The 21,705-nt window shown below is 65.0% G+C and carries 31 protein-coding genes; 16 read left to right on the forward strand and 15 right to left on the reverse strand.

Translation table 11 applies throughout. The annotated features are described in order from the left end of the window. The first annotated feature begins 64 nt into the window (after nt 1-64). Nucleotides 65-910 carry a helix-turn-helix transcriptional regulator gene (locus FJ986_RS11960; protein WP_224618696.1) on the forward strand — a complete coding sequence of 282 codons (846 nt, stop codon included), beginning with the start codon at nt 65-67 and terminating at the stop codon, nt 908-910. Nucleotides 911-994: 84 nt separating this feature from the next. Here FJ986_RS11960 and FJ986_RS11965 read toward each other — a convergent pair whose 3' ends face one another. Next, entirely contained in the window at nt 995-1,894 is a 900-nt protein-coding gene (locus FJ986_RS11965; protein ID WP_140674359.1) for a LysR family transcriptional regulator, read from the reverse strand. Nucleotides 1,895-1,988: 94 nt separating this feature from the next. Between FJ986_RS11965 and FJ986_RS11970 the strand changes: the two genes are divergently transcribed. The 3 genes from FJ986_RS11970 (at nt 1,989) to FJ986_RS11980 (ending at nt 4,269) form a co-directional block, all read left to right on the forward strand. Next, entirely contained in the window at nt 1,989-2,873 is an 885-nt protein-coding gene (locus FJ986_RS11970) for an aldo/keto reductase family oxidoreductase (RefSeq protein WP_140674361.1), read from the forward strand. A gap of 125 nt (nt 2,874-2,998) precedes the next feature. Next, nucleotides 2,999-3,724: a pseudouridine synthase gene (locus FJ986_RS11975; RefSeq protein ID WP_140674363.1), complete on the forward strand. Its 726-nt coding sequence runs from the start codon at nt 2,999-3,001 to the stop codon at nt 3,722-3,724. A 143-nt stretch (nt 3,725-3,867) separates the two neighbouring features. Further along, entirely contained in the window at nt 3,868-4,269 is a 402-nt protein-coding gene (locus FJ986_RS11980; RefSeq protein ID WP_140674365.1) for a VOC family protein, read from the forward strand. A 6-nt stretch (nt 4,270-4,275) separates the two neighbouring features. Here FJ986_RS11980 and FJ986_RS11985 read toward each other — a convergent pair whose 3' ends face one another. Further along, nucleotides 4,276-4,857, reverse strand: coding sequence for a histidine phosphatase family protein (locus FJ986_RS11985; RefSeq protein ID WP_140674367.1), 582 nt, complete (start codon nt 4,855-4,857; stop codon nt 4,276-4,278). 219 nt (nt 4,858-5,076) lie between these two features. Between FJ986_RS11985 and FJ986_RS11990 the strand changes: the two genes are divergently transcribed. Continuing rightward, the gene (locus tag FJ986_RS11990; protein ID WP_140674369.1) at nt 5,077-5,526 is read left to right on the forward strand and encodes a universal stress protein; all 450 of its coding nucleotides are present in this window, start codon (nt 5,077-5,079) and stop codon (nt 5,524-5,526) included. Nucleotides 5,527-5,562: 36 nt separating this feature from the next. Here the strand turns inward: FJ986_RS11990 and FJ986_RS11995 are convergent, their stop codons facing one another. Together FJ986_RS11995 and FJ986_RS12000 are read right to left on the reverse strand one after the other, a co-directional pair. After that, nucleotides 5,563-6,312 (reverse strand): sulfite exporter TauE/SafE family protein, encoded by a 750-nt coding sequence (locus FJ986_RS11995; RefSeq protein ID WP_140674371.1) that lies wholly within the window; start codon nt 6,310-6,312, stop codon nt 5,563-5,565. Between the two features lie 21 nt (nt 6,313-6,333). Then, nucleotides 6,334-6,546, reverse strand: coding sequence for a hypothetical protein (locus FJ986_RS12000; RefSeq protein WP_140674373.1), 213 nt, complete (start codon nt 6,544-6,546; stop codon nt 6,334-6,336). Between the two features lie 171 nt (nt 6,547-6,717). On the opposite strand from FJ986_RS12000, the gene FJ986_RS12005 reads away from it, so the two are divergent. The 7 genes from FJ986_RS12005 (at nt 6,718) to FJ986_RS12030 (ending at nt 11,478) form a co-directional block, all read left to right on the forward strand. After that, nucleotides 6,718-7,590, forward strand: a complete 873-nt coding sequence (locus tag FJ986_RS12005; protein WP_140674375.1) for a LysR substrate-binding domain-containing protein — start codon at nt 6,718-6,720, stop codon at nt 7,588-7,590. A 126-nt stretch (nt 7,591-7,716) separates the two neighbouring features. Further along, nucleotides 7,717-8,223: an Lrp/AsnC family transcriptional regulator gene (locus tag FJ986_RS12010; protein ID WP_140499160.1), complete on the forward strand. Its 507-nt coding sequence runs from the start codon at nt 7,717-7,719 to the stop codon at nt 8,221-8,223. Then, the gene (locus tag FJ986_RS31060) at nt 8,220-8,345 is read left to right on the forward strand and encodes a hypothetical protein (protein WP_263486587.1); all 126 of its coding nucleotides are present in this window, start codon (nt 8,220-8,222) and stop codon (nt 8,343-8,345) included. The genes FJ986_RS12010 and FJ986_RS31060 overlap by 4 nt, the downstream gene beginning before the upstream one ends. Before the next feature lie 110 nt (nt 8,346-8,455). Continuing rightward, on the forward strand, nt 8,456-9,244 hold the full coding sequence (locus FJ986_RS12015; protein ID WP_140623470.1) for an ABC transporter substrate-binding protein: 789 nt from the start codon (nt 8,456-8,458) through the stop codon (nt 9,242-9,244). A gap of 122 nt (nt 9,245-9,366) precedes the next feature. Beyond that, nucleotides 9,367-10,038: an amino acid ABC transporter permease gene (locus FJ986_RS12020; protein ID WP_140521400.1), complete on the forward strand. Its 672-nt coding sequence runs from the start codon at nt 9,367-9,369 to the stop codon at nt 10,036-10,038. Further along, nucleotides 10,035-10,709, forward strand: coding sequence for an amino acid ABC transporter permease (locus tag FJ986_RS12025; protein ID WP_140499164.1), 675 nt, complete (start codon nt 10,035-10,037; stop codon nt 10,707-10,709). Before FJ986_RS12020 ends, FJ986_RS12025 begins: the two co-directional genes overlap by 4 nt. 25 nt (nt 10,710-10,734) lie before the next feature. Continuing rightward, nucleotides 10,735-11,478 carry an amino acid ABC transporter ATP-binding protein gene (locus tag FJ986_RS12030; RefSeq protein ID WP_140622851.1) on the forward strand — a complete coding sequence of 248 codons (744 nt, stop codon included), beginning with the start codon at nt 10,735-10,737 and terminating at the stop codon, nt 11,476-11,478. A gap of 15 nt (nt 11,479-11,493) precedes the next feature. On the opposite strand, the gene FJ986_RS12035 is transcribed toward FJ986_RS12030, so the two are convergent. From FJ986_RS12035 to FJ986_RS12055, 5 genes are all read right to left on the reverse strand, one after another. Next, a complete protein-coding gene (locus tag FJ986_RS12035; RefSeq protein ID WP_140516231.1) occupies nt 11,494-12,192 on the reverse strand; it encodes an RES family NAD+ phosphorylase in 699 nt (232 codons plus the stop codon). Continuing rightward, a complete protein-coding gene (locus FJ986_RS12040) occupies nt 12,186-12,596 on the reverse strand; it encodes an MbcA/ParS/Xre antitoxin family protein (RefSeq protein ID WP_140565462.1) in 411 nt (136 codons plus the stop codon). The genes FJ986_RS12035 and FJ986_RS12040 overlap by 7 nt, the downstream gene beginning before the upstream one ends. Before the next feature lie 293 nt (nt 12,597-12,889). Further along, on the reverse strand, nt 12,890-14,323 hold the full coding sequence (locus FJ986_RS12045) for an aldehyde dehydrogenase family protein (RefSeq protein WP_140559858.1): 1,434 nt from the start codon (nt 14,321-14,323) through the stop codon (nt 12,890-12,892). 154 nt (nt 14,324-14,477) lie between these two features. Next, entirely contained in the window at nt 14,478-14,861 is a 384-nt protein-coding gene (locus FJ986_RS12050; RefSeq protein ID WP_140499174.1) for an ACT domain-containing protein, read from the reverse strand. Nucleotides 14,862-14,881: 20 nt separating this feature from the next. Beyond that, the gene (locus tag FJ986_RS12055; RefSeq protein WP_140674377.1) at nt 14,882-15,349 is read right to left on the reverse strand and encodes a GNAT family N-acetyltransferase; all 468 of its coding nucleotides are present in this window, start codon (nt 15,347-15,349) and stop codon (nt 14,882-14,884) included. Nucleotides 15,350-15,763: 414 nt separating this feature from the next. On the opposite strand from FJ986_RS12055, the gene FJ986_RS12060 reads away from it, so the two are divergent. Continuing rightward, nucleotides 15,764-16,828, forward strand: coding sequence for a YeiH family protein (locus FJ986_RS12060; RefSeq protein WP_140559860.1), 1,065 nt, complete (start codon nt 15,764-15,766; stop codon nt 16,826-16,828). 51 nt (nt 16,829-16,879) lie between these two features. Here FJ986_RS12060 and FJ986_RS12065 read toward each other — a convergent pair whose 3' ends face one another. Beyond that, on the reverse strand, nt 16,880-17,377 hold the full coding sequence (locus tag FJ986_RS12065; protein WP_140499180.1) for a GAF domain-containing protein: 498 nt from the start codon (nt 17,375-17,377) through the stop codon (nt 16,880-16,882). A gap of 78 nt (nt 17,378-17,455) precedes the next feature. On the opposite strand from FJ986_RS12065, the gene FJ986_RS12070 reads away from it, so the two are divergent. Then, complete coding sequence (locus tag FJ986_RS12070) at nt 17,456-17,869, forward strand: NUDIX domain-containing protein (protein WP_140559861.1); 414 nt, start codon at nt 17,456-17,458, stop codon at nt 17,867-17,869. A gap of 17 nt (nt 17,870-17,886) precedes the next feature. On the opposite strand, the gene FJ986_RS30465 is transcribed toward FJ986_RS12070, so the two are convergent. From FJ986_RS30465 to FJ986_RS12080, 3 genes are all read right to left on the reverse strand, one after another. Next, entirely contained in the window at nt 17,887-18,045 is a 159-nt protein-coding gene (locus tag FJ986_RS30465) for a hypothetical protein (RefSeq protein ID WP_181167670.1), read from the reverse strand. A gap of 149 nt (nt 18,046-18,194) precedes the next feature. Further along, nucleotides 18,195-19,823 (reverse strand): chaperonin GroEL, encoded by a 1,629-nt coding sequence (gene groL / locus FJ986_RS12075; protein WP_140516244.1) that lies wholly within the window; start codon nt 19,821-19,823, stop codon nt 18,195-18,197. Between the two features lie 56 nt (nt 19,824-19,879). Next, nucleotides 19,880-20,194 (reverse strand): co-chaperone GroES, encoded by a 315-nt coding sequence (locus FJ986_RS12080; RefSeq protein ID WP_140499186.1) that lies wholly within the window; start codon nt 20,192-20,194, stop codon nt 19,880-19,882. 245 nt (nt 20,195-20,439) lie between these two features. On the opposite strand from FJ986_RS12080, the gene FJ986_RS12085 reads away from it, so the two are divergent. Both FJ986_RS12085 and FJ986_RS12090 read left to right on the forward strand, forming a co-directional pair. Continuing rightward, nucleotides 20,440-20,688 carry a hypothetical protein gene (locus tag FJ986_RS12085; RefSeq protein ID WP_140499188.1) on the forward strand — a complete coding sequence of 83 codons (249 nt, stop codon included), beginning with the start codon at nt 20,440-20,442 and terminating at the stop codon, nt 20,686-20,688. After that, nucleotides 20,685-20,951 (forward strand): DUF1488 domain-containing protein, encoded by a 267-nt coding sequence (locus tag FJ986_RS12090; protein WP_140499190.1) that lies wholly within the window; start codon nt 20,685-20,687, stop codon nt 20,949-20,951. The genes FJ986_RS12085 and FJ986_RS12090 overlap by 4 nt, the downstream gene beginning before the upstream one ends. A gap of 23 nt (nt 20,952-20,974) precedes the next feature. Here FJ986_RS12090 and FJ986_RS12095 read toward each other — a convergent pair whose 3' ends face one another. Continuing rightward, nucleotides 20,975-21,166 (reverse strand): hypothetical protein, encoded by a 192-nt coding sequence (locus FJ986_RS12095; protein WP_140674379.1) that lies wholly within the window; start codon nt 21,164-21,166, stop codon nt 20,975-20,977. 5 nt (nt 21,167-21,171) lie between these two features. Continuing rightward, complete coding sequence (locus FJ986_RS12100; RefSeq protein ID WP_140499194.1) at nt 21,172-21,378, reverse strand: hypothetical protein; 207 nt, start codon at nt 21,376-21,378, stop codon at nt 21,172-21,174. Between the last annotated feature and the right edge of the window lie 327 nt (nt 21,379-21,705).

The following is a 21,705-nucleotide window of genomic DNA, read 5'->3' on the forward strand; positions in this document are numbered from 1 at the left end:
GCAGTATCGCCGGTCTATTATTCCATTAAAGTAGTGATCTTATCGTGGTATAATGGCTAACAGGATGCCCGCCAATTCCGCCGGTTCGCTCGCGGCGTTTCTGAGAGACCGGCGCACCCGGCTCGATCCGGCCTCGTTCGGATTTTCAGGGCGCCGGCGCACGCCGGGGCTGCGCCGGGAGGAAGTGGCCCAGCGCGCCAACATCAGCCCGACCTGGTACACATGGCTGGAGCAGGGTCGTGGCGGCGCGCCTTCGGCCGATGTGCTGAACCGCATCGCCAAGGGGCTGATGCTGACCGAGGCCGAGCGCGAGCACCTTTTCATGCTCGGGCTCGGACGCCCGCCCGAGGTCCGCTATATCGGCGCGGAAGGCATCAGCCCCCGGCTGCAGCGCCTCCTCGACACGCTTGAAGCGAGCCCCGCCTTGGTCAGGACCGCTACCTGGGATGTCGTTGCCTGGAACCGCGCCGCCCAGGTCGTGCTGACCGATTACAGCGCCCTGCCCGCAGACCAGCGCAACATTTTGCGCTTCATGTTCCGCAGCCCGGCCATCCGCGAAAAGCAGCACGACTGGGAAAGCCTCGCCCGTTTCGTGGTGGGCGCCTTCCGCGCCGACGCGGCGCGTGCCGGCGCGGTGTCCGAGGTACGCGAACTCGTCGACGAACTGTGCAGCGCCAGCCCCGAATTCGCCGCCCTGTGGCGCGAGAACGACGTGCTCAGCCATGGCGACGGAACCAAGCGGCTGAAACACCCCGTGCTCGGCGACATCGAGCTGGAATATTCGGGATTCGCGGTCGACGGCCGCCCGGATCTGAGCCTGACCGTCTACAATCCGGTCGACAGCGCGGTCGCGGAGCGGATTCGCGAGCTGGCGAAGCGCGCCAAGGTGTCATTGGACCCGCCGCGATGATCCCTGCTCCTTCCTGGAACATTCCAGAAATGCGCAGCGGGTTGCGTCCTGCCATGCGTCCCATGAAACCGTCATCGCGGCGCCTTACCACCGCATCCCGCCGACAAAGTCGATGAATGCCCGCAGCGGCGCCGGGATGAGCCGGCGGCCCGGGTAATAGAGGAACGGGCCGGAAAACTCCTGCCACCAGGGCTCCAGCACCGGCTCGAGCCGGCCATCGTCGAAATAGGGGCGCAGCCAGTCCTCGAACAGCGAGACGATGCCGCCGCCGGCGACCGCCACATCGAGCGCAAGCGCCATAGCCGTGCCGGTGCTGACCAGCAGCGGCCCGGTCGGCTCGACGCTCACTATCTCGCCGTCGCGCTCGAACTCCCAGGGCGGCGTCAGGCCGCTGGCGAAGCGGCCGCGCAGGCATGCGTGATCGAGGAGGTCGCGCGGATGGTCGGGCCGGCCACGCCTGTCGAGATAGGCCGTTGCGGCAGCGGTGGCGAAGCGCTGCCGGCGCGGGCCGATCGGTATGGCGATCATGTCCTGCTCCAGCCGCTCGTCATAGCGGATGCCGGCATCGCAGCCGCTCGCCAGTATGTCGACGAAACTGTCCTCGGCGGTCACCTCCAGTCTTATGTCGGGATAGGCGGCAAGGAAGGGCGGCAGAAGGCGCGGCAGCACCAGTTTCGCCGCCACGACAGGCACGTTGAGCCGCAGCGTGCCGGCCGGGCGGCCGCGAAAGCCGTTGACGACATCGAGCGCTGCCTCGACCTCGCCGAGCGCGGGGCCCAGCCGCTCCAGCAGTCGCGCGCCGGCCTCGGTCGGAGCGACGCTGCGCGTGGTGCGGTTGAGGAGCCGCACGCCGAGCCCCGTCTCCAGCCGCCGCACCGTTTCGCTGAGGCTGGAGGCGCTGACGCCGCTGATCCTGGCCGCCTCGCGAAAGCCGCCGGCGCGCGCCACCGCCATGAATGCCTGGAGGTCGCCCAGATCCGTCATTGTACGCCTTTCCGCACAGCCTGTGCCGATTGCGCCATATTATCGCGCAGGCGTGCATTGTCTATATCTGGCCGATCCAAAGGAGATTGAGACCATGACCGACATCAGCAAGGCCGGAACCTTCAAGCTCGGCGACCGCACCGTGAAGCGCATGGGCTACGGCGCCATGCAATTGGCCGGACCCGGCGTGTTCGGCCCGCCGAAAGACCATGACGGTGCACTCGCCGTGCTGCGCGAGGCGGTGGCGAGCGGTATCGACCATATCGATACCAGCGATTTCTACGGTCCGCACGTCACCAACCTGATCATCCGCGAGGCGCTGCACCCCTATCCCGCCAATCTCACGATTGTCACCAAGGTCAGTGCCCGGCGCGGCGCCGATGCATCGTGGATCCCCGCAATGTCGCCGCAGGAACTGACGCAGGCCGTGCACGACAATCTCCGCAATCTGGGACTCGACACGATGGAGGTCGTCAACCTGCGCTCCATGCACGGCATACACGGCCCGGCCGAAGGCTCGCTCGAACCCCAACTGAATACGCTCGCCGAACTGCAGCGTCAGGGTCTGGTGCGCCATATCGGCTTGAGCAACGTCACATCAACCCAGATCGCACAGGGGCGCGGCATCGTCGACATTGTTTGCGTGCAGAACCAGTACAACATCGCGCATCGCGAGGATGACGCACTGATCGACGAGCTTGCCGCGGCCGGCATCGCCTATGTGCCGTTCTTCCCGCTCGGCGGCTTCACGCCGCTGCAATCCAGCACGCTGGCCGATGTCGCGCAAAGACTCGGCGCCACGCCCATGCAGGTGGCGCTCGCCTGGCTCCTGCGTCGCGCGCCCAACATCCTGCTCATCCCCGGCACCTCGTCCATTGCGCATCTCAGGCAAAACATCGCGGCGGCGGAGCTGGAGCTGCCAGCCGACGCGCTTTCCGTGCTGAACGGGATCGCGGACGAGACCGAGCAAGCAGCCTAAGCCGGCGCGACTAGCGCTTGCCGGGCGGCACCGCTGTCCGGCAAGATCCCGACCTCGGCGGCGGCTTGCGCAGCCGTCGCCGGCCATGGCATCTGGTCCGGTGCAACGGATCGATCCGAAGCAGCATGGCTCCACGACCACCACGACCCGGCGTCAGCCTCAACCGCGCGCTGTCGAAGCTCGGCCTGTGCTCGCGCACCCAGGCCGAGCGGCTGATCGCCGAGGGCCGCGTGCGCGTCGGTGGCAAGGTCGCGCGCGATGCTTCCCTGCGCGTCGATATGAATCGCGACCGCATCGCCGTCGACGGCGAAAAAATCGTTGCCGAGCGCAAGATCTATCTCATGCTCAACAAGCCGCGCGGGCTGGTCACGACCCGCGACGACCCGCTCGAGCGCGACACCGTCTATGCCTGTCTTGAAGGGCTTGACCTGCCTTTCGTCTCGCCGGTCGGCCGGCTGGACAAGGCGAGCGAAGGCCTGCTGCTGATGACCAACGACACGCGCTTCGCCAACCGGCTGATGGACCCGGCCTCGCACCTGCCCAAGACCTATCATGTTCAGATCGCCACGGTGCCCGACGCGGCGGTGCTGGAAGCGCTGCGCGCCGGCGCGCGTATCGAGACCTTGAGCGCCAACTCGATCGAGCTGCTGCGCAGCGGCGGCCGCACCGCCTGGCTGGAGATCGTGCTCGACGAGGGCCGCAATCGCCACATCCGGCGCCTGCTCGCCGCCCACGGCATCGAGGTCAAGCGCCTGATCCGCGTGGCCATTGGCCGCTTGCCGCTCGGCGATCTCGCCAAGGGTACGGCAAGGCATTTGACGCCCGATGAATTGGCGCTGCTGGCGGGGTGAATAGGCGCAGGGTTGGCACTGTCGTTCGGCATATCTGAAAATCGCGCCGGCACTTCCGTCTCCTGACGGAAAGCTGTCAGGAGCCCCGGCCTATAGAAGGCCGGGAGCCCAGCCGCGGCTTCGACGATCAGGGAGCCAATGCGATGAATTTCGTCTCTGTCCGCATCATCACGTCCGATGTCCAGCGCCTCGTGCGCTTCTATGGCGAGATCACCGGCATGCCGGTGACGATGTACACGGAGGATTTCGCCGAACTGGCGACGCCGGCCTGCACGTTGGGGATCGGCAGCACGCGCACCCTGATGCTGTTCGGCAGCGACATCGCCCGCCCAGCCGACAACCGCACGGCCATAATCGAATTCCGAGTCGGCGACGTCGATGCAGAATTTGCCAGGCTGGCGGAAACCATCAAGGGCGCAATTGTCCAGGAGCCTGCCACCATGCCTTGGGGCAACCGCTCGCTGCTGTTCCGCGACCCGGACTGCAATCTGGTGAATTTCTTCACGCCTGTAACCGCCGAGGCGATCCGGAAGTTCGACAGCTAGGCCGTCCTACTTCCCGTTCCATTTGCGCACCACCGGCTCGCCGAGGTCATGCTCGTAGCCGAGCACGCTGATGCTGGCCGTATCAAGCACGAACAGCGCGCCGTCCTGCGGCGGCAAGCCGAGCCAGCGGGCGGTGAGCACGCGCAGGAAGTGCGCGCTGGAAAAGATCAGCATGTCGGCATTTGCCTCGCGCAGGCGATCGATGATCCTGTCGGCGCGGGCGCCCACATCGGCCGCCGTTTCGCCTTGCGGGCAGCCGTCGCGAAAGACGTTCCAGCCCGGTCGTTCGGCCAGGATCTCCCTGGTGGTTCTCCCTTCATAGGCGCCGTAGTCCCATTCCTGCAGGTCGTCCATCTTGATGCTTTGCGCCCCGAATCCGGCAAGCACGCTGGTGTTGTAGGCGCGCTGCGAAGGGCTCGACCACACGGCCGAAAACGGCAGGCCTTTCAGCCGATCCGCCACACCCCGCGCGGCGGCCTCGCCGGCCGCCGTCAGCGGCATGTCGGTGCGGCCGGTGTGCTGGCCCGAAAGGCTCCACGCCGTCTCGCCATGCCGGACCAGATGGATTTGAGGAAACGCGCTGCTCATGATGGGCCTTTCGAAGTTGCCGCACCTTAGAGGACGATGCGGCGAAGGGGAATCCGGCTGGCGCGAAAGTCCGGGGGTGGAACGCTCGTTTGGGTGCGGTCCACGCGATGCCCACCACATTCCCTGGCCCTGATCCCCGCCGCATTGGCACAATGACTGGGCGCCGGGCATAACTATGTGTGGTCCATAGTTCACCAAGCACGATAGGTCACGATCATCATGTACAAACATCTGCTCATCGGCACCGACGGGTCGGAACTGGCCGACAAGGGCGTTGCCCACGGCCTCGGGCTGGCAAAGGGCCTCGGCGCCGCCGTGACCTTCGTCACCGTCTCGGAACAATTCCCGATCTTCGCCTGGGGCGGCGCCATGGCCGGCTACGCCGCGGGCGATGGGCTGGCCGCCTATCAGGAAGAAGCCCGCAAATACGGCAAGGAGGTGCTCGACAAATGCAAGGCTTCCGCCGAGGGGCTGGGCGTGTCGGCCAAGGTCGTGCACATCGAGGACAGAAGGCCCGCCGAGGCGATCCTGGAGCTGTCGCAGACCGAACGCTGCGACCTGATTGTCATGGCCTCGCACGGCCGCCGCGGATTGGGCAGGCTGCTTCTGGGAAGCCAGACGGCGGAAGTCGTATCTTACAGCGAAATCCCGGTCCTGGTGGTGCGGTAGGCCGGGTCCGGCCAGTCGGCGCTCGGCAAGCGGCACTCAGAACGCCGCTTCGGCCACCAGATAAAATCCCAGCGCCAAGAGCCCGGCGAAGAACACTTTGCGAAAAGTCTCGACGCTCATGCGCTGGCGCAGCGCCTGGCCGACAGCCATGCCGGCGAGCGCAGGCGCCAGCGCCGCAATCGAACCCGCCAGCCCAGCCGTCGGCGACGCCAGGGCGCCGGCCCTGAACAGCCCGATGGCCAGCGCCGCCGTCGACACGGTGAAGGACAGGCCGAGCGCCTGGATCAGCTCTTCCCTGCCCAGCCGCAGCGATTGCAGGTAGGGCACCGCCGGAATGACGAAGACGCCGGTGGCGCCGGTGACCAGGCCGGTCGCCACCCCGACCAGCGGCGATAGCAAGGCCTCGTGGCGTGGCGGCGTTGAGAAGCCGGCCTTGGCGAGGCCGAGAACGGCATAGAGCATCAGTGCCACGCCGAGCGCGCCGGACGCGGCCGCCGTATGCGCGCCGGTGAGCAGGCCGGCGCCGGCAACGGTGCCGATCACCACGCCGGCCATCATCGTCCATAGCCGTCTGACGAGCCCGCCGAACGAAGGACCGGTGAATAATTGCCACAGGTTGGTAGCCAGCGACGGGATCAGCAGAAGCGTGGCCGCCTCGGCCGGCGCCATGGTCACCGCCAGCAGGCCCATCGCCACCGTCGGCAGGCCCATCCCGACCACGCCCTTGACGAGGCCGGCGGCAAGGAAGACGGCGCAGATCCAGGCGACGGCGGCGGCGCTCAGCATGATGGCGTGTCCGGCAGCGGCTCAATCATGGAGCAGCATGTCGGCAGCCTCGATCCCCGCTGCCGGCCCCGCCGGTCCGGCGGCGGCGCTGCTGGCAGGGGCGGATGTCATGGCGCATCCTGGCATGCCGGAACCCGAGCGCACCACGGCCAGAAGGGCGACGGCAACCGCCAGCAGCATCGCCGCGCTTTCAGCGATGCCGAGCCCTTGCCGGTTCGATGCTGGTTTTCTCATCTTGGACCTCCACCGAAACTGTTTGACGAAATTCGCCGTCACCCGCAATGTGGAAATCGCGGCACCAGCCTTCGGCTGAGGCGAAGGCTGGCGCCGCAAGCCGGTCGGCCCGCTGCGCCATCGATCGCGTGATAGCGGCCATCGCCCGGGCTGTCTTGCGGGAGGAAAAAGATGCGCTTCGACCTCGTCGATCTCCGGCTGTTCCTGCTGGTCGCCGAGCGCGGCAGCATCACCCATGGCGCCGAGCTCGCGGGCCTCGCGCTGGCCTCGGCCAGCGCCCGCATCAAGGGCATGGAGGATAGGCTCGGCGCGCCGCTTCTGGAGCGCCGCCGGCGCGGCGTGGTGCCGACCGCCGCCGGCCAGGCGCTGCTGCACCACGCGCGCGCGGTGCAGAACCAGATCGAGGCGATGGCCGGCGAGCTCGGCGCCTATGCCACCGGCCTGCGCGCGCGGGTCCGCCTGCTCGCCAACACGGCCGCCACCAGCGAACTTCTGCGCGACAGGCTGCCGGCCTTTCTGGTCGCGCATCCCGGCATCGACATAGACCTCGATGAGCGCCCCAGCCATGAGATCGCCGAGGCGGTGGCGAGCGGCGCCGCCGATGTTGGCATTGCCGCGACCTGGGCCGGCCTTTCCCATCTCGAACAGAAACCGTTCTTCGTTGACCGGCTGGTGGTGATCGCCGCGCGCAACCGCCCCGGCCTCGAAGGCCGCGCGACCGGCCTCGCCGACATTCTCGGTGAAACCTTTGTCGGCCTGAGCGCCGGCCATCCCTTGCAGGAGCACATCTCCCGCCAGGCCGCGCGCCTGGGCGGTCATCTGCATTTTCGCATCCGCGTGCCCGGCCTCGACAATGTCTGCAGGCTGGTGGCGCAGGGCGCGGGCGTCGCCATCGTGCCGGAAAGCACGGTGCGCCGCTCGGCGCCCAGCCTGCGCAGCCTGCGGCTGACGGACGACTGGGGAACCCGCCAGCTCAATCTCTGCGCCCGCCGCTTCGACACGTTGACGCCGCAGGCCAAGCTGCTGGTGGCCGCACTGGTGTGAAGCCGCCGCCCACATGCTGAATTCGCGTGGAATCATGCCTTGCCTTTAAGGAATCCATGAAATAGCTTGTTTGCACATAGGCAAAAAAATCGCCTAGCTTTTTTCGTTTTATGAAAGACGGGGGACTTGCGGGAACATCTCGATCTGACCGATCGGCGGCTGGTCAAACAGCTGTCGCAGGACGCACAGCCGGGCATCAACCGCCTCGCCGAGATTCTGGCGATCTCGGTGCCGACGGTGCGCACGCGGCTGCGCAACCTGCTCGACCGCAACCTGCTCAAGATCGTCGGGCTCTTGAACCTGACGGAGCGGCCCGAACTGATCTCGGCCATCGTCGGCATCAACGCGCAAGGGCGCGGCCGCGCCCGCGAGCTGGCGCAGCGCATTTCCGAACTGCCCTTCGTCAACTCGGCCTCGGTCGTCACCGGGCGCTTCGACATCATCGTCGACGTGACGGTGGCCGGCGACGTCGCCGATCTCTACCGCGTCACCAGCGAGTTGATCCCGGGCGCCGGCGAGCCGGGCGAGGTCGTGCGCAGCGAGACCTTCGTCGTCATGGCGTCCTGCAACAAATGGGTCAGCCTGCCGGAAGGCTGCTGGTCGGACGACAGCATTCGCAAGGAGCCGGCATGAGGATAGCGGTTCTCGAGAGCCTCGGCCTGCTCAACCCGCTGCTGCATGTGCCGGACGCGCCTTTCTTCGGCGCGTTGCCCAGGCGCGGCATCGCGGTCGCCGAAACGGCGGCCCGGCACTAAGGAGACGGATTTTCGAACGGTGGCCGCCGCCGGCAACGGCGCCGCCGCTCAAAAAGCACCCTGTAGGGTGGACAACAAGACGACAAAAGGAGGAATGCCCAATGAAACCAATGAAGATTGCCAAGCTTTTCATCGCCGGCCTCGCACTCGCCGGCCTCACCGCCGCCGCCAGCGCCGGATCGCTCGACGACATCACCAAGCGCGGCGAACTGCGTGTCGCCGTGCAGACACAGGGACCGCCCTTCTCGCTGGTCGGCGCCAATGGCGAACGCACCGGCAGCTCGGTGGAACTGGCCGAACTGATGGCCAAGGAAATGGGCGTCAAGATCACCTTCCTCGACTTCGACTGGGACGGCCTGATCCCGGCGCTGCTTTCGGGCAAGGCCGACCTTCTGGTCGCCGACATGACGCCGACGCTGGCACGCGGCATGAAGGTCGCCTTCACCACGCCTTACATGTATACGGGCAGCACCGTCTTCACCAAGGCCGACGGCAAGTTCAAGACCGCCGACGACTGCAAGGCCAAGGGCACCAAGATCGCCGTGCTGCTCGGCGCCACCGGCGAGAAGGAAGCCAAGGCAGCCTTCCCCGATGCCGACATCAAGAGCTACAAGGGCGGCGGTCCGCTGCTGCTCGACGCCGTCAACAACGGCCAGGCCGATTGCGGCGTCAACGACGTCTCGGCGGTCAAGGGCCAGTCGACGGCTTATCCGGCCGGGACCTTCACAATCATGCCGGACCTCCTCTCGAAGGAGCCGCTTGCCTTCGCCACCCGCTATGACGAGCCGGATCTCCTGATCTGGATGAACCTGTTCCTCAACCAGGTCACCATCGACGGCCGCCTGCAGAAGAACCTCGACTACTGGGTCAATTCGGAAGACTGGAAGAAAGATCACTGATTAGGGATTAGGGAATTAGGGATTAGTGAGTAGCGAATTAGTGAGTAGTGAATAGGGAATTCCGGATCCGCCTCACTACTCACTGCTCACTACTCACTACTCCCTAATCACCATTCACGCCCATGCTCGAGAATTTCAGCTTCCGCACCATCGTCGAATACCTGCCCCTGTTCGGGCAGGGCCTGGTCACGACAGTGTGGCTGTCGGCGCTGTCCTTTTTCGGCGCGCTCGCGGTCGGCATCCTGCTGTGCGCGATGAACCTGCAGCGCGGCTGGCTGTTTCGGGTGCCGGCCAAGGCCTATATCGACGCCGTACGCGCCACGCCCCTGCTGGCGCAGCTCTATTTTCTCTATTTCGGCCTGCCGCGCCTCGGTTTCGTGCTGCCCGAACTCGTCGTCGGCATCCTCGCGTTGTCACTGAACAGCGGCGCCTATGTCGCTGAAATCATTCGCGCCGGCATCCTGTCGATCCCGCGCGGCCAGGTTGAGGCCAGTGTTGCTTCGGGCATGACCTATGTCCAGCGCATGCGCCTGGTGGTCTTGCCGCAGGCGTTCAAGGTGACGATCCCGCCGCTGCTGGGACAAGCGATCGTGCTGGTCAAGGATTCGGCGCTCCTGTCGCTGATCTCGGTTGCCGAGCTGACGCGCGCCGGCCAGTTGCTCGCCTCCGACCGTTTCATGCCGGCGGAAGGATTTCTCACCATCGCCGCCTTCTACCTCCTGCTCTATTACGGCCTCAAAGGGCTGGCGGTTCTCTCCGGCCGCTGGCTCGGCTCGGCGGGAGCGCGCATATGATCTGGCAACAGTTGCAAAGCCTTGCGGGCAGCTATCCGCTGGCGCTGCGCGGCCTCGGCATGACCGTGGTGCTGTCGCTGATCAGCCTGGTGCTGGGCACCCTGCTCGGCTTCGGCCTGGGCATCTTGCGGACCGGCGGCAACCGGTTGATCGCCGGCGTGATCGGTGCCTGGGTAGACCTCATCCGAGGCACCCCGTTCCTGGTGCAGATATTCCTGATCTTCTTCATCTTGCCGGAGCTGGGCATCGAGCTCGACGCCTTCACCGCCGGCATCATCGCGCTGACCAACCTCGCCGCCTGCTTCATCTGCGAGATCGTCGCCGCCGGCATCCGTTCGGTTCCGACGGGCCAGGTCGAGGCGGCACTGGCGTCCGGCCTGTCGCGCTGGCAGCGCATGCGCCAGGTGGTGCTACCGCAGGCGATGCGCATCGTGCTGCCGCCGCTGGTCGGGCAATATGTGCTGCTGATCAAGGATTCTTCGGTCGTGTCGGCGATCGGCCTGACCGACCTCACCCGCGTCGGCTGGCTGGTGGTGCAGCGCGTGCCGAACGGCCTGCTGGTGTTCTTCCTCGTCGGCGTCGGCTATTTCATCGTCTGCTATCCGCTGATCATGCTCGCCCGCCGGCTCGAACGGCGCATGGGTGCCGCCCATGGCGAGGTGCAGATATGACATCGAACCCAAAGGTTCTGACCACATGACCAAAACGGGCATGATCGATTTTCGCGGCGTCAACAAATGGTTCGGCACGCTCAACGTGCTGAGGGACATCACGCTCAGCGTCGAGCCGCGCGAAGTGGTCGTCGTCTGCGGCCCGAGCGGGTCGGGCAAGAGCACGCTTATCCGCTGCATCAACGGGCTGGAGACGATCAAGGACGGCGACCTTGTCGTCGACGGCCAGCGGCTCGGCGACCCCGCCACCAACATGACGAAGCTGCGCACCGAGATCGGCTTCGTCTTCCAGTCCTTCAACCTCTACCCGCACAAGACCGCGCTCGAAAACGTCACGCTGGCGCCGATCCATGTCCGCAAAATCCCGCGCGCCGAGGCCGAGCAGGCCGGCCGCGAACTGCTGGCCAAGGTCGGGCTTGCCGACAAGGTCAACGCCTATCCTGCGCAGCTTTCAGGCGGCCAGCAACAGCGTGTGGCGATCGCCCGCTGCCTCGGCATGCGCCCAAAGATCATGCTGTTCGACGAGCCGACCTCCGCCCTCGACCCCGAGATGATTTCGGAAGTGCTCGACGTCATGGTCGCGGTTGCCGAGGAAGGCATGACCATGATGGTGGTGACGCATGAGATGGGCTTTGCCCGCAAGGTCGCCCAGCGCGTGGTGTTCATGGATGCCGGCGCCATCGTCGAAAGCGGCACGCCCGACGAGTTCTTCTCGCACCCCAGGACCGATCGCAGCCGCGCCTTCCTGAGCAAGATCCTGCGGCACTGACCGGCGCCGCCGCCTTCAAGTGACCGCCAGCACCTTGCCTGTATCGTGCTGGCGCACGAAATCCACGCGGCGGCCGTCCCAGTGGTAGCTGTAGTGCCTCCCCTGGACGGGAACGGTGATTGCATCCGGCCAGAAGATGCCGATGCACTGCCCGCTTGGCATGCGCACGCTGTTCCACACCAGCCCGTCGCTGCCGGCCGCACGCAAGGCGCGGCCTTCGGCCTGCGAGGCGGTGTAGTCGTCCGGGTCGAGCGCGCCGGGCACCGCGTTGACGTCATCGAGGTCGCGATCGACGCTGCCGATCAGCACGCGGAAATCCGCGGTCCAGCCCGGCTCCTCCTTGGTGGCGCGCATAAAATTCTGGTGGTGGTGGATGGTTTCGGCCAGCGCCACCTCCTCGCTGTCGCCGGCATAGTAGATGCCGTAGCTGCCATCGGAAAACCGCCCGGGCCGCAAGGTCGAGCAATGCACGAAGGGCGCCATCACGAAACTTGCGCCGGGTCCGGACACCCGCCTTTCGGCAGGAACCTTGCCGAGGTCGCCGAGTTCCAGCCGGATGCGCGGATTGGTCTTCTCCTCGACGGCGGCCAGCGCTTCCCAATCGCGTGGGTCGGCAATGTCCTCGAAGAGGTCGATCGGCGGATGGATGGAGCGGATGATGCGGAAGGTCTGGGGCCAGTGGACGCGGCGCCGGACCGCGAGCCCACTCACCATGCACCACGCTCCGCGTCGAGCCATTCGCGCATCGCGGCAAGGTCGGAGATTTCGCCGCGCAGCATCAGGTCGAGCGCCGATTGGCCGCCGAACGTGGCATTGGGCTTGCGGATCCAGGCATAGCCGCGCGCCGGCTCGGTGAAGAGATAGCGCAAACCCTTGTGGATGCCCATCAGATGCGCCATGCGGGTGCGCAGGTCACGGTCGATCCGGCCGATGCCGCCTTCCTTCCAGCGCGCCCAGGTGCGCGCCGACATGCCGCCGAGCAGGATGCAGGCCTCGAGGTCGGTCAAGTTCCAGGCCTTGAACAGATTGACCGTGGTGCGCGCCAGGGCGCCCGCCTCTTCATCCGAGATGGCGCTGCCGACCGCGGCCGGCGTGGTGACGATGGACTGAAGCTGCATTTTCTGCTCCCGCTACTGGCAGACATATAGCATGTATTTGCCAATTGGCAAGGAAAACAGGACCAGAGCGGCCACCTAGGTGGTGCGGCATAACAGAACCAGGGTTCCTCGCCCCCACGAAGGTGGGGGAGAGGTGGCTCGGCGAAGCCGAGACGGAGCGGGGGAATGGCGCGGCGTGGATATGCCGTGAAAACCTCCATCGCCGCAGCCCCCTCTCCGACCGCTTCGGGGCCACCTCCCCCCGCTTTGCGGGGGCGAGGAACCCACGTTCTGTGAGGGCGGCTCTTGTCCGCCTACTCCGCCGCCTCATACCCCGCGATACCCTTGATCTCCAGAAAATCCTCCAGCCCGTATTCGGCGTATTCGCGGCCGTTGCCGGATTGCTTGTAGCCGCCGAAGGGCAGGCCGGCGTCCCATTGGGGATAGTTGATGTAGACGTTGCCGGAGCGCATGCGCGCCGCGACGTCGCGCGCCTTCTGGATATCCTTGGCCTGGATATAGGAGGCAAGGCCGTAGACGGTGTCGTTGGCCTGCTCGACCGCCTGCTCGACCGTGTCGTAGGGCATGATGGCCAGCACCGGCCCGAAAATCTCCTCGCGCGCGATGCGCATGTCGTGGGTGACATCGGCGAACACGGTCGGCCTGACATAGTAGCCACGGTTGAGTTCGGCCGGACGGCCGGGGCCGCCCGTGACCAGCGTGGCGCCCTCGTCGATGCCGCTCTGGATCATGTCCTGGATCTTGTCGAACTGGGCCTGGCTGACGACAGGGCCGAGCTTGGTGCCGGGAGCGTCGGCCGGGCCGACCACGAACTTTTCCGCCGCCGCCTTGGCGTAGGAAGTCGCCTCGTCATGACGGTCGCGTGGCACGAACATACGGGTTGGCGCGTTGCAGGACTGGCCGCTGTTGCTGAAGCAGCCGGCGACGCCCTTGGTCACGGCGGTGGCGAGGTCGACATCCGGGAACAGGATGTTGGCCGACTTGCCGCCAAGTTCCTGGTGCACGCGCTTGACGGTGTCGGCGGCGGCCTTGGCCACCAATATGCCGGCCCGGGTGGAGCCGGTGAACGACATCATGTCGATATCGGGATGGCTGGACAGCGCCTGGCCGACGCCGGGGCCGTCGCCATTGACGAGGTTGAACACGCCCTTCGGCACGCCGGCCTCGTCGAAGATCTCGGCGAAGATGATGGCGTCGAGCGGCGCGATCTCGGATGGCTTCAGCACCATGGTGCAACCGGCGGCAAGCGCCGGACCCACCTTGCAGGTGATCTGGTTCAGCGGCCAGTTCCATGGCGTGATCAGGCCGACGACGCCGATCGGCTCCTTGACGATCAGCGAGGAGCCCTTGACCTGCCGGAACTGGAAGCTCTTCAGCACTTCCGCCATCTTGGCCAGATGCGCGAGCCCGATGCCGACCTGGCTGTCGAGCGCCATCCGGCGCGGCGCGCCCATCTCGCGTGACACGGCGAGCGCAAGGTCCTGGCTGCGCTTCTTGTAGACCTCGATGACGCGGTTGAGGATGTCGAGCCGTTCCTCGACCGAGGTGAAGCCGAATGTGCCGAAGGCCCGCTTCGCGGCGACCACCGCCTTGTCGACGTCGGCCTTGGAACCAAGCGAAATCTGCGCGAAGCTATCTTCGTTCGACGGATCGATGACATCGATCGTGTTGGGCACGACAGGATCGACCCACGCGCCATCGATGTAGAACTGCAGATTGTGTGACATGATTTCTCCTGAGGGGCGCCGCACAGCCGTCCGGCGTGATATCTGGTTAGAAATAACGATGCGCGACCGGCACTGTCAAACGCAACCCCCGAACTGGTGAGCGAGCCGCGAGCGGTTGAACCAGCCGGGCGGGCGATAGCTGGAATAGAACGAGTTAAAGCAGAGTATGCCCCGCTTCGCCCAGAAGCCGTGTCGCCGCGACCCGATCGGCGGCTTTCACCAGCAGGTGATCGCCGTCGAAAGTCGACACCACGAAAATGCCCAGCTCGTTTTCCGACAGTGGCCTGATGATCGACAACACGATGCCGGTTTCATCGAAAGCGAAAGGTCCTTGGAGCTTGAAGGCGACCCACTCGTCATCCCGCTTGACGCCATCTGGAACGCGATCCTGCAGACAGACGATCGAAAGTTCATCCTCGGTTCTGGTGATGCTGACGAAGCCTGGCCCGTCCGCCCAACCGGGAACGCTCGCTCCAGGCTCGAGCCGCGAAATCGCGTACAGCCCGGGCAGTTGCTTCAGCCTGATTTTGGCAGCCATTGTCGAACTCCGATTGCGGTCTATCCAGCGAGCCTCTTGCTCATATAGACAGTCGTACCGTTCATGAACGGCTCCTCCCGGTCGATCCTATAGCCGTGCCTCTTGTAAAGCGACACATTGGCCGCGAAGGCGCCATTGGTCAGCAGGCGAAGTTCGTTGCGGCCCGCCTCGCGCGCCTTGCGTTCAGCCCGCTCCAGCAACAGCCGGCCGATCCCCCTTCCCTGCGCATGCGGTGCCACGCAGACATTCTCGATCCAGACATGATCGTCGGCCGGCATGGTTTCGATCGCGCCGACGATTTCGCCCTGGTCGGTCGCAAGGTCGAACTCATGCTCTGCAACCGCTATGTCGTAGTCGGCGCGCATGGGCAGCGGTTCGCGGCCGATCAGCGGCACCCATTTGGCATAGGCCAAGCGCACGATGTCCCGGATGGCTGCGGCGTCCGCCGGCCCGGCCTGCCGGAACTGGATGGAAGGATTGATGCTCATCGAGGGCTCCAGACATGAACAGCCCGCCGGCGGTTTCGCGGGCGGGGCTGGGAAGAACGAACCGGAATTAACGGGCCACTCCTCGTCGTCGCGCAATCATGCCGCCTCGCAGTGTACAGGTTCGGCGTCGCATGACATTGGCGCGGGGAAGAACGAACATGGCGCCAAGCTGGCGCAGCATGAGTGGCCCGTCAAGCCGACGCCAAGCCACCTTCTGGCGGTGCCCCAGCCTCTTTACCGCGCTGCCTCACCAACCCTGATTAGAGGCCGTATCGGCCCTTGGCCGACGACCGCATTTTGGTCACGTAAGCCGGAAAACCGTCCTGGAAAATCGATCATTCTAACGAAAATAATTCATTGGAAAGATTAGTTGGGGAATGGCATTCCCCGGGCGAAGTCGCCTGGAGCATGACGTTGTCTTCCTTATCCCACATTGCGAACGACATTCCAAAAAGCCTGATTTCCGCCGAACCCGCGCAGCGCCGCAAGGCGCTCGACTCGACCAAGGCCGGACCCGTGCCCGGTATGATATTGGTCGCGATGATCACTGCGGTGGCCTTCTCGGCTCGCAACGTCTCCGGCTTTGCCCTGTTCAGCCCGATGATAATAGCCGTCGTCGCCGGCATGATCTACTCCAACGTGCTCGGCACGCCGGGGCACGCCAAGGCCGGCATCGCGTTTTCGCAGCGCCGGCTGCTGCGCTTCGCCATAGTGCTGCTCGGTTTCCAGCTGACGCTCGGCCAGGTGGTGTCGATCGGCGCCGGCGGTGTCGGCATCGTGGCAGCCACCCTTGGCGCCACCTTCGTCTTCACCATCACGCTCGGCCGGCTGATCGGCGTCGACGCGAAACTGGCGCAGCTGATCGCCGCCGGCACCTCGATCTGCGGTGCCTCGGCAATCGTGGCCACCAACATCGTCACCGACGCGCGCGACGAGGACGTCACCTACGCCGTCGCCTCGATCACCTTGTTCGGCACCGTCGCCATGCTCGGCTTCCCGCTGCTGGCGCCGCTGCTCGGCCTCGACCAGCATGCTTTCGGCCTGTGGGCGGGCGCCTCGATCCATGAGGTGGCGCAGGTCATCGGCGCCGGCTTCCAGAACGGCACCCAATCGGGCGAGATCGCCACCGTCGCCAAGCTCACCCGCGTCGCCATGCTGGCGCCGATGGTCATCGCGCTGGGCCTGATGGCGCGCCGCAAGAGCAGCAGCGACCAGCAGGCGGCGCGCCCGCCCATGCCATGGTTCGTCGCCGCCTTCGTCGCCGTCGTGGCTCTGAACAGCCTTGTCACGATACCCGCCGAAGTGAAATCGGCGATGGCGCTCGCCACCACCATCATGCTGACCATGGGGCTGGCCGCCATGGGCCTGCAGGCCGATATCTCGCAGCTGCGCTCGCGCGGCCTGCGCCCGCTGGCGCTCGCCTTCTCCGCCTTCCTATTCATCGGCGGCTTCAGTCTGATGCTGGTGAAGTTGGCCTAGGCCCCAAAGGTAGCGCTCTACGGCGCCCCCTTCTGTCCGGCAGGAAAGCGCCTAATCCTCGAACGAACTGGCCGCGACATAGATCGCGGCCAGCGTTTCGATGCCGGCCTGGTCCGCCTTGTCGAAGCGGCCGGGCAGCGGGCTGTCGAGATCGAGCACGCCGAAGACGCCTTCATCGTCTTCGAGAAGCACGACCAGTTCCGAACGCGAATCGGCGTCGCAGGCGATGTGGCCGGGGAAATCGTGCACGTCCTTGATAAGCATCGAGGTGCCGAGTTCGACCGCCGTGCCGCATACGCCCTTGCCTACGGCGATGCGCACGCAGGCCGGCTTGCCCTGGAACGGACCCAGCACCAATTCCTCGTCCGAGGCCAGGAAATAGAAGCCCGCCCAGTTGAGATCGGGCACCATCTGGAAGATCAGCGCCGCGGTGTTGGCGGCATTGGCGATCGAGTCGCCCTCGCCCTCGAGCAGCGCCTTCAGTTGCGCGGCAAGATCGCGGTAGAACGCGGCCTTGTCCGAAGTGTCGATGGCCTTGGCTGCGAACATGGCTTGTCTCCGAACTGAGAATCGCGGTTCCGTTTTCCGCAGGCGCTCTGCACCAAACGACCACCGGAACAGTCTACCGTGAATCCTACCCGCCACGAAAGCCGCAAGATCAGGATCGCTGCCGGCGTCATCGCGGATGCGTCGGGCCGGCTGCTTTTGGTGCGCAAGCGCGGCACCAGCGCCTTCATGCAGCCCGGCGGCAAGATCGAGCCGCGCGAGGCCCCGCTCGACACCCTGATGCGCGAACTGCGCGAGGAACTCGGATTGGTGATCGACCCCGCCACCACCTCCTGGCTCGGCCTGTTCTCGGCCACGGCCGCCAACGAGCCGGACAGCACGGTCGAGGCGGAATTGTTCGCGCTCTCCATCGACGGCCAGCCGATAGCCGCCGCCGAGATCGAGGAGATCATCTGGCTGGAGCCCGGCTCGACCAATTCCGTCGAACTTGCGCCGCTGACGCGCGATGTGGTGCTGAGGTTGAGCGGAATGTAGCGGCGGCGGCGCCGCTATTACATCGGACGCTTGGGTTCGCCCTTTTGTGGCGTTGCCGGATCGGGCTCGGATTTCTTGTGCTTGTCGGCGGCAATCCTGCGGATGCGGTCGAAGCGGCTTTCCTCTGTCGTTTCGGTCGTGACGACCGTCTGTGGCTTCTGCACGAACACGATCATGGATCGATCTCCTGGGCCAGAGGCCTGCGCGCCGGGGGAGAATCCCCCGGCGATAGTCGTCTCGCCTGCGGCAAAGGCCGGTTCGGCGAGATACGGATCAGGCCTGAAAGACGGCTTTTATGAAACCATCTTCGCGAGCCGGTCGAATCCTAGTAGCCGCCCATGCCGCCACCGCTGCCCGCAGGCGCGGCATCCTTGGCCGGAATGTCCGAGATCATCGCTTCGGCGGTGATCAAAAGCGCGGCGATCGAGCCGGCATCTTGCAACGCGGTGCGCACCACTTTCGCCGGATCGACGATGCCCGCCTTGATCATGTCGACATACGCCTCGTTCTGGGCATCGAAACCCTGGTTGTGGTCCTTGCTGTCGGAGAGCTTGCCGACGACAACAGAGCCTTCAACGCCCGAATTCTCGGCGATCTGGCGGAGCGGCGCTTCGAGTGCCCTGAGCACGATCGAGATGCCGGCGGTGACATCGGCGTTGGCGCCGCCCAGGCCGGCAAGCGCCGTCCTGGCACGCAGCAGAGCCACGCCGCCGCCTGGCACGATGCCTTCCTCGACCGCCGCGCGCGTGGCGTTCAGCGCGTCGTCGATGCGATCCTTCTTTTCCTTGACTTCCGACTCGGTGGCGCCGCCGACGCGGATGACGGCAACGCCGCCGGAGAGCTTGGCCAGCCGCTCCTGCAGCTTCTCCTTGTCATAGTCGGAGGTGGTTTCCTCGATCTGGCCCTTGATCTGGGCGACGCGCGCCTGGATGGTCGCCTTGGTGCCGGCGCCGTCGATGATCGTGGTGGTGTCCTTTTCGATCAGCACGCGCTTGGCGCGACCGAGCATCTCGATGGTGACGTTCTCCAGCTTGATGCCGAGATCCTCGGAGATCATCTGGCCGGATGTGAGCACCGCGATGTCTTCCAGCATCGCCTTGCGGCGGTCGCCGAAGCCCGGCGCCTTGACGGCCGCGACCTTGAGGCCGCCGCGCAGCTTGTTGACGACCAGCGTCGCCAGAGCCTCGCCTTCGACGTCCTCGGAGATGATCAGCAGCGGCCTGCCGCTCTGCACCACCGCTTCGAGGATCGGCAGCATTGCCTGCAGATTGCCGAGCTTCTTCTCGTGGATGAGAATATAGGGGTCTTCCAGCTCCGCGCGCATCTTGTCGGCATTGGTGACGAAATAAGGCGAGAGATAGCCGCGGTCGAACTGCATGCCTTCGACGACGTCGAGTTCGGTGTTCGCGGTCTTGGCTTCCTCGACGGTGATGACGCCGTCATTTCCGACCTTGTCCATCGCCTTGGCGATCATCTCGCCGACGCTGGCATCGCCATTGGCGGCGATTGTGCCGACCTGCGCGATCTCGGCCGACGATTTGACCTTCTTGGCCTTCGCCTTGATTTCCACGACGACGGCCGCGACGGCCTGGTCGATGCCGCGCTTGAGGTCCATCGGGTTCATGCCGGCGGCCACCAGCTTGGCGCCTTCGCGCAGGATCGAGGCGGCCAGCACCGTGGCAGTGGTGGTGCCGTCGCCGGCGAGGTCGTTGGTCTTCGAGGCCACTTCGCGCACCATCTGCGCGCCCATGTTCTCGAACTTGTCGGCAAGCTCGATTTCCTTGGCGACGGTGACGCCGTCCTTGGTGATGCGCGGCGCGCCATAGGCCTTGTCGATGATGACGTTGCGGCCCTTGGGGCCGAGCGTGACCTTGACCGCATTGGTGAGGATCTCGACGCCGCGCAGCATACGGTCGCGCGCATCGGTGGAGAATTTGATTTCCTTGGCAGACATGATTTTATCCAGTTCGCATTTGGAGTGGAGCCGTCACCGCGCAGAGGCGCGGCGCTTCAGGCGGCCTTCTTGGCTTCGATGCTCTTTTCGATAACGCCCATGATGTCGGCTTCCTTCATGATCAGAAGATCCTCGCCGTCGATCTTGACCTCCGTGCCCGACCATTTGCCGAACAGGATCAAGTCGCCGGCCTTGACGTCGAGCGGAACAAGTGCGCCGTTTTCGTCGCGGGCGCCGGGACCAACCGCGATCACTTCGCCTTCCTGCGGCTTTTCCTTGGCATTGTCGGGAATGATGATGCCGCCCTTGGATTTGATATCGCCTTCGGCGCGCCGGATGACGACGCGGTCGTGGAGTGGCCGAAATTTCATGAGAACTTCTTTCTGGGGCCGGCATAGGCGGCCGCCCCCTTCTATAGGCTCTTTGGCACTCGATAGATAGGAGTGCCAAAATTTATTCCGAGCGGATATTGAATAATCATAGTATTATTTCGGCGCCCGGTTTCATGGGATCGGAAAACGACCAAATATTTCAAAAATTTGAATTTTCCCGGCAGAGTGCCTATTTATCGGACAAGTTCATTTTCACGATTTCAGACGCAAGGGAGATTTCCTCGATGGCCGACGGCAACCAGACGATCATGGAAAAAGCTGAAGCGCGCTTTGTCGACAAGCAGAAGAAGACGGCGGAGCGCAACAAGGCAACAGCCGAATATATGTCCGAAGCGAGGGCCAGGGAGATCAAGACGGCAAGGCTGAGGCAATTGCGGCTGGCCAAGGAAGAAGCCGACCGCGTGGCCGAGGCCCTGAACCCGACGCCGAAGAAGAAACGCGCGGTGAAGAAAACGACGGAGGCAAAATCATGAGCCTGACCTTCCCCAACCGCAGCCGCAGCTACGACGAAGCCGGCAAGCGCATCCGGTTCGTCGGCTATGACGGCATGTTTCAGATTTCCTTCTCGGTCGCCGCCGATGCCATGACCAGGATGCAGCCGGCGACGGCAGCCAATGAAGCCGGCTATCTCGCCACCTTCGACACCGAGAGCAGTGTCATCCGCGACGTAGCGTCAAAGGCCTATGACCGCACGCGCAAGAGCATGTATGTGCTGACGGCCGACGACTTCCGCTGAGACGACAGGCGGACGGCGCTGGATCAGGATTTACGCTCCGCCTTCTCCCGGCGCTCGACGTCCCGGACATTCATCTGATCGACCATGGCGTTGGCGTCGCGCGGGCTCATGCCGACCATCGCCCTTTGCCTGACGACGACGGGCTGGCCGGTGAAGACGTCGATGATGGCCCAGCTTTGGGGCAAGTCCATGCGCAGTGCGTAGCGGTTGGCCATTTGCCTCAGCCCTGCAACATGAAGAAGACCATGCCCAGGACCGATATCGTCCAGGCGACGACCGACAGCTTCAACACCATGCCGCCATGGGCGGCCAGAGCCTCCCGCAGCCGTGGGGCGATACCTGCCGACGGGACCGGTTCCACCGCGACGACACGGGGTCCCTTGGCGCCAAGTTTTCCAAAGACGGGCAACAGCGACGGTTCACGCACGAAAATGGCCTCGAATGTCGGGGAAAGTCGGAGCGGGCAAGCTCTCGCCCTTCCATAGCACTCTTTTGGCGAGTGCCCTGCATGCCAAATGCAAATAGGCTGCTTTAACGCCGGCCGCATGCCACGTGACCCCGATCGTCAGATGCTGAAAGCGCGCAAGTCGGCTGGGTAGCAGTCTTCTTGCCGGCGCGTCAGCGTCACAACGAAGACTAGGACCTGTCCGGCCCAGGCCGCAAATGCAAGCTGGCAAGACCCATCGCCCTTGATGGTCCGACGCAGGCTCTACGTCATATGATTTTGGAGGCCTCGCCTCGGGATCGAACCGAG

Origin of the sequence: Mesorhizobium sp. B1-1-1, assembly GCF_006442955.1 — a bacterium.
Taxonomy (GTDB): Bacteria; Pseudomonadota; Alphaproteobacteria; order Rhizobiales; family Rhizobiaceae; genus Mesorhizobium.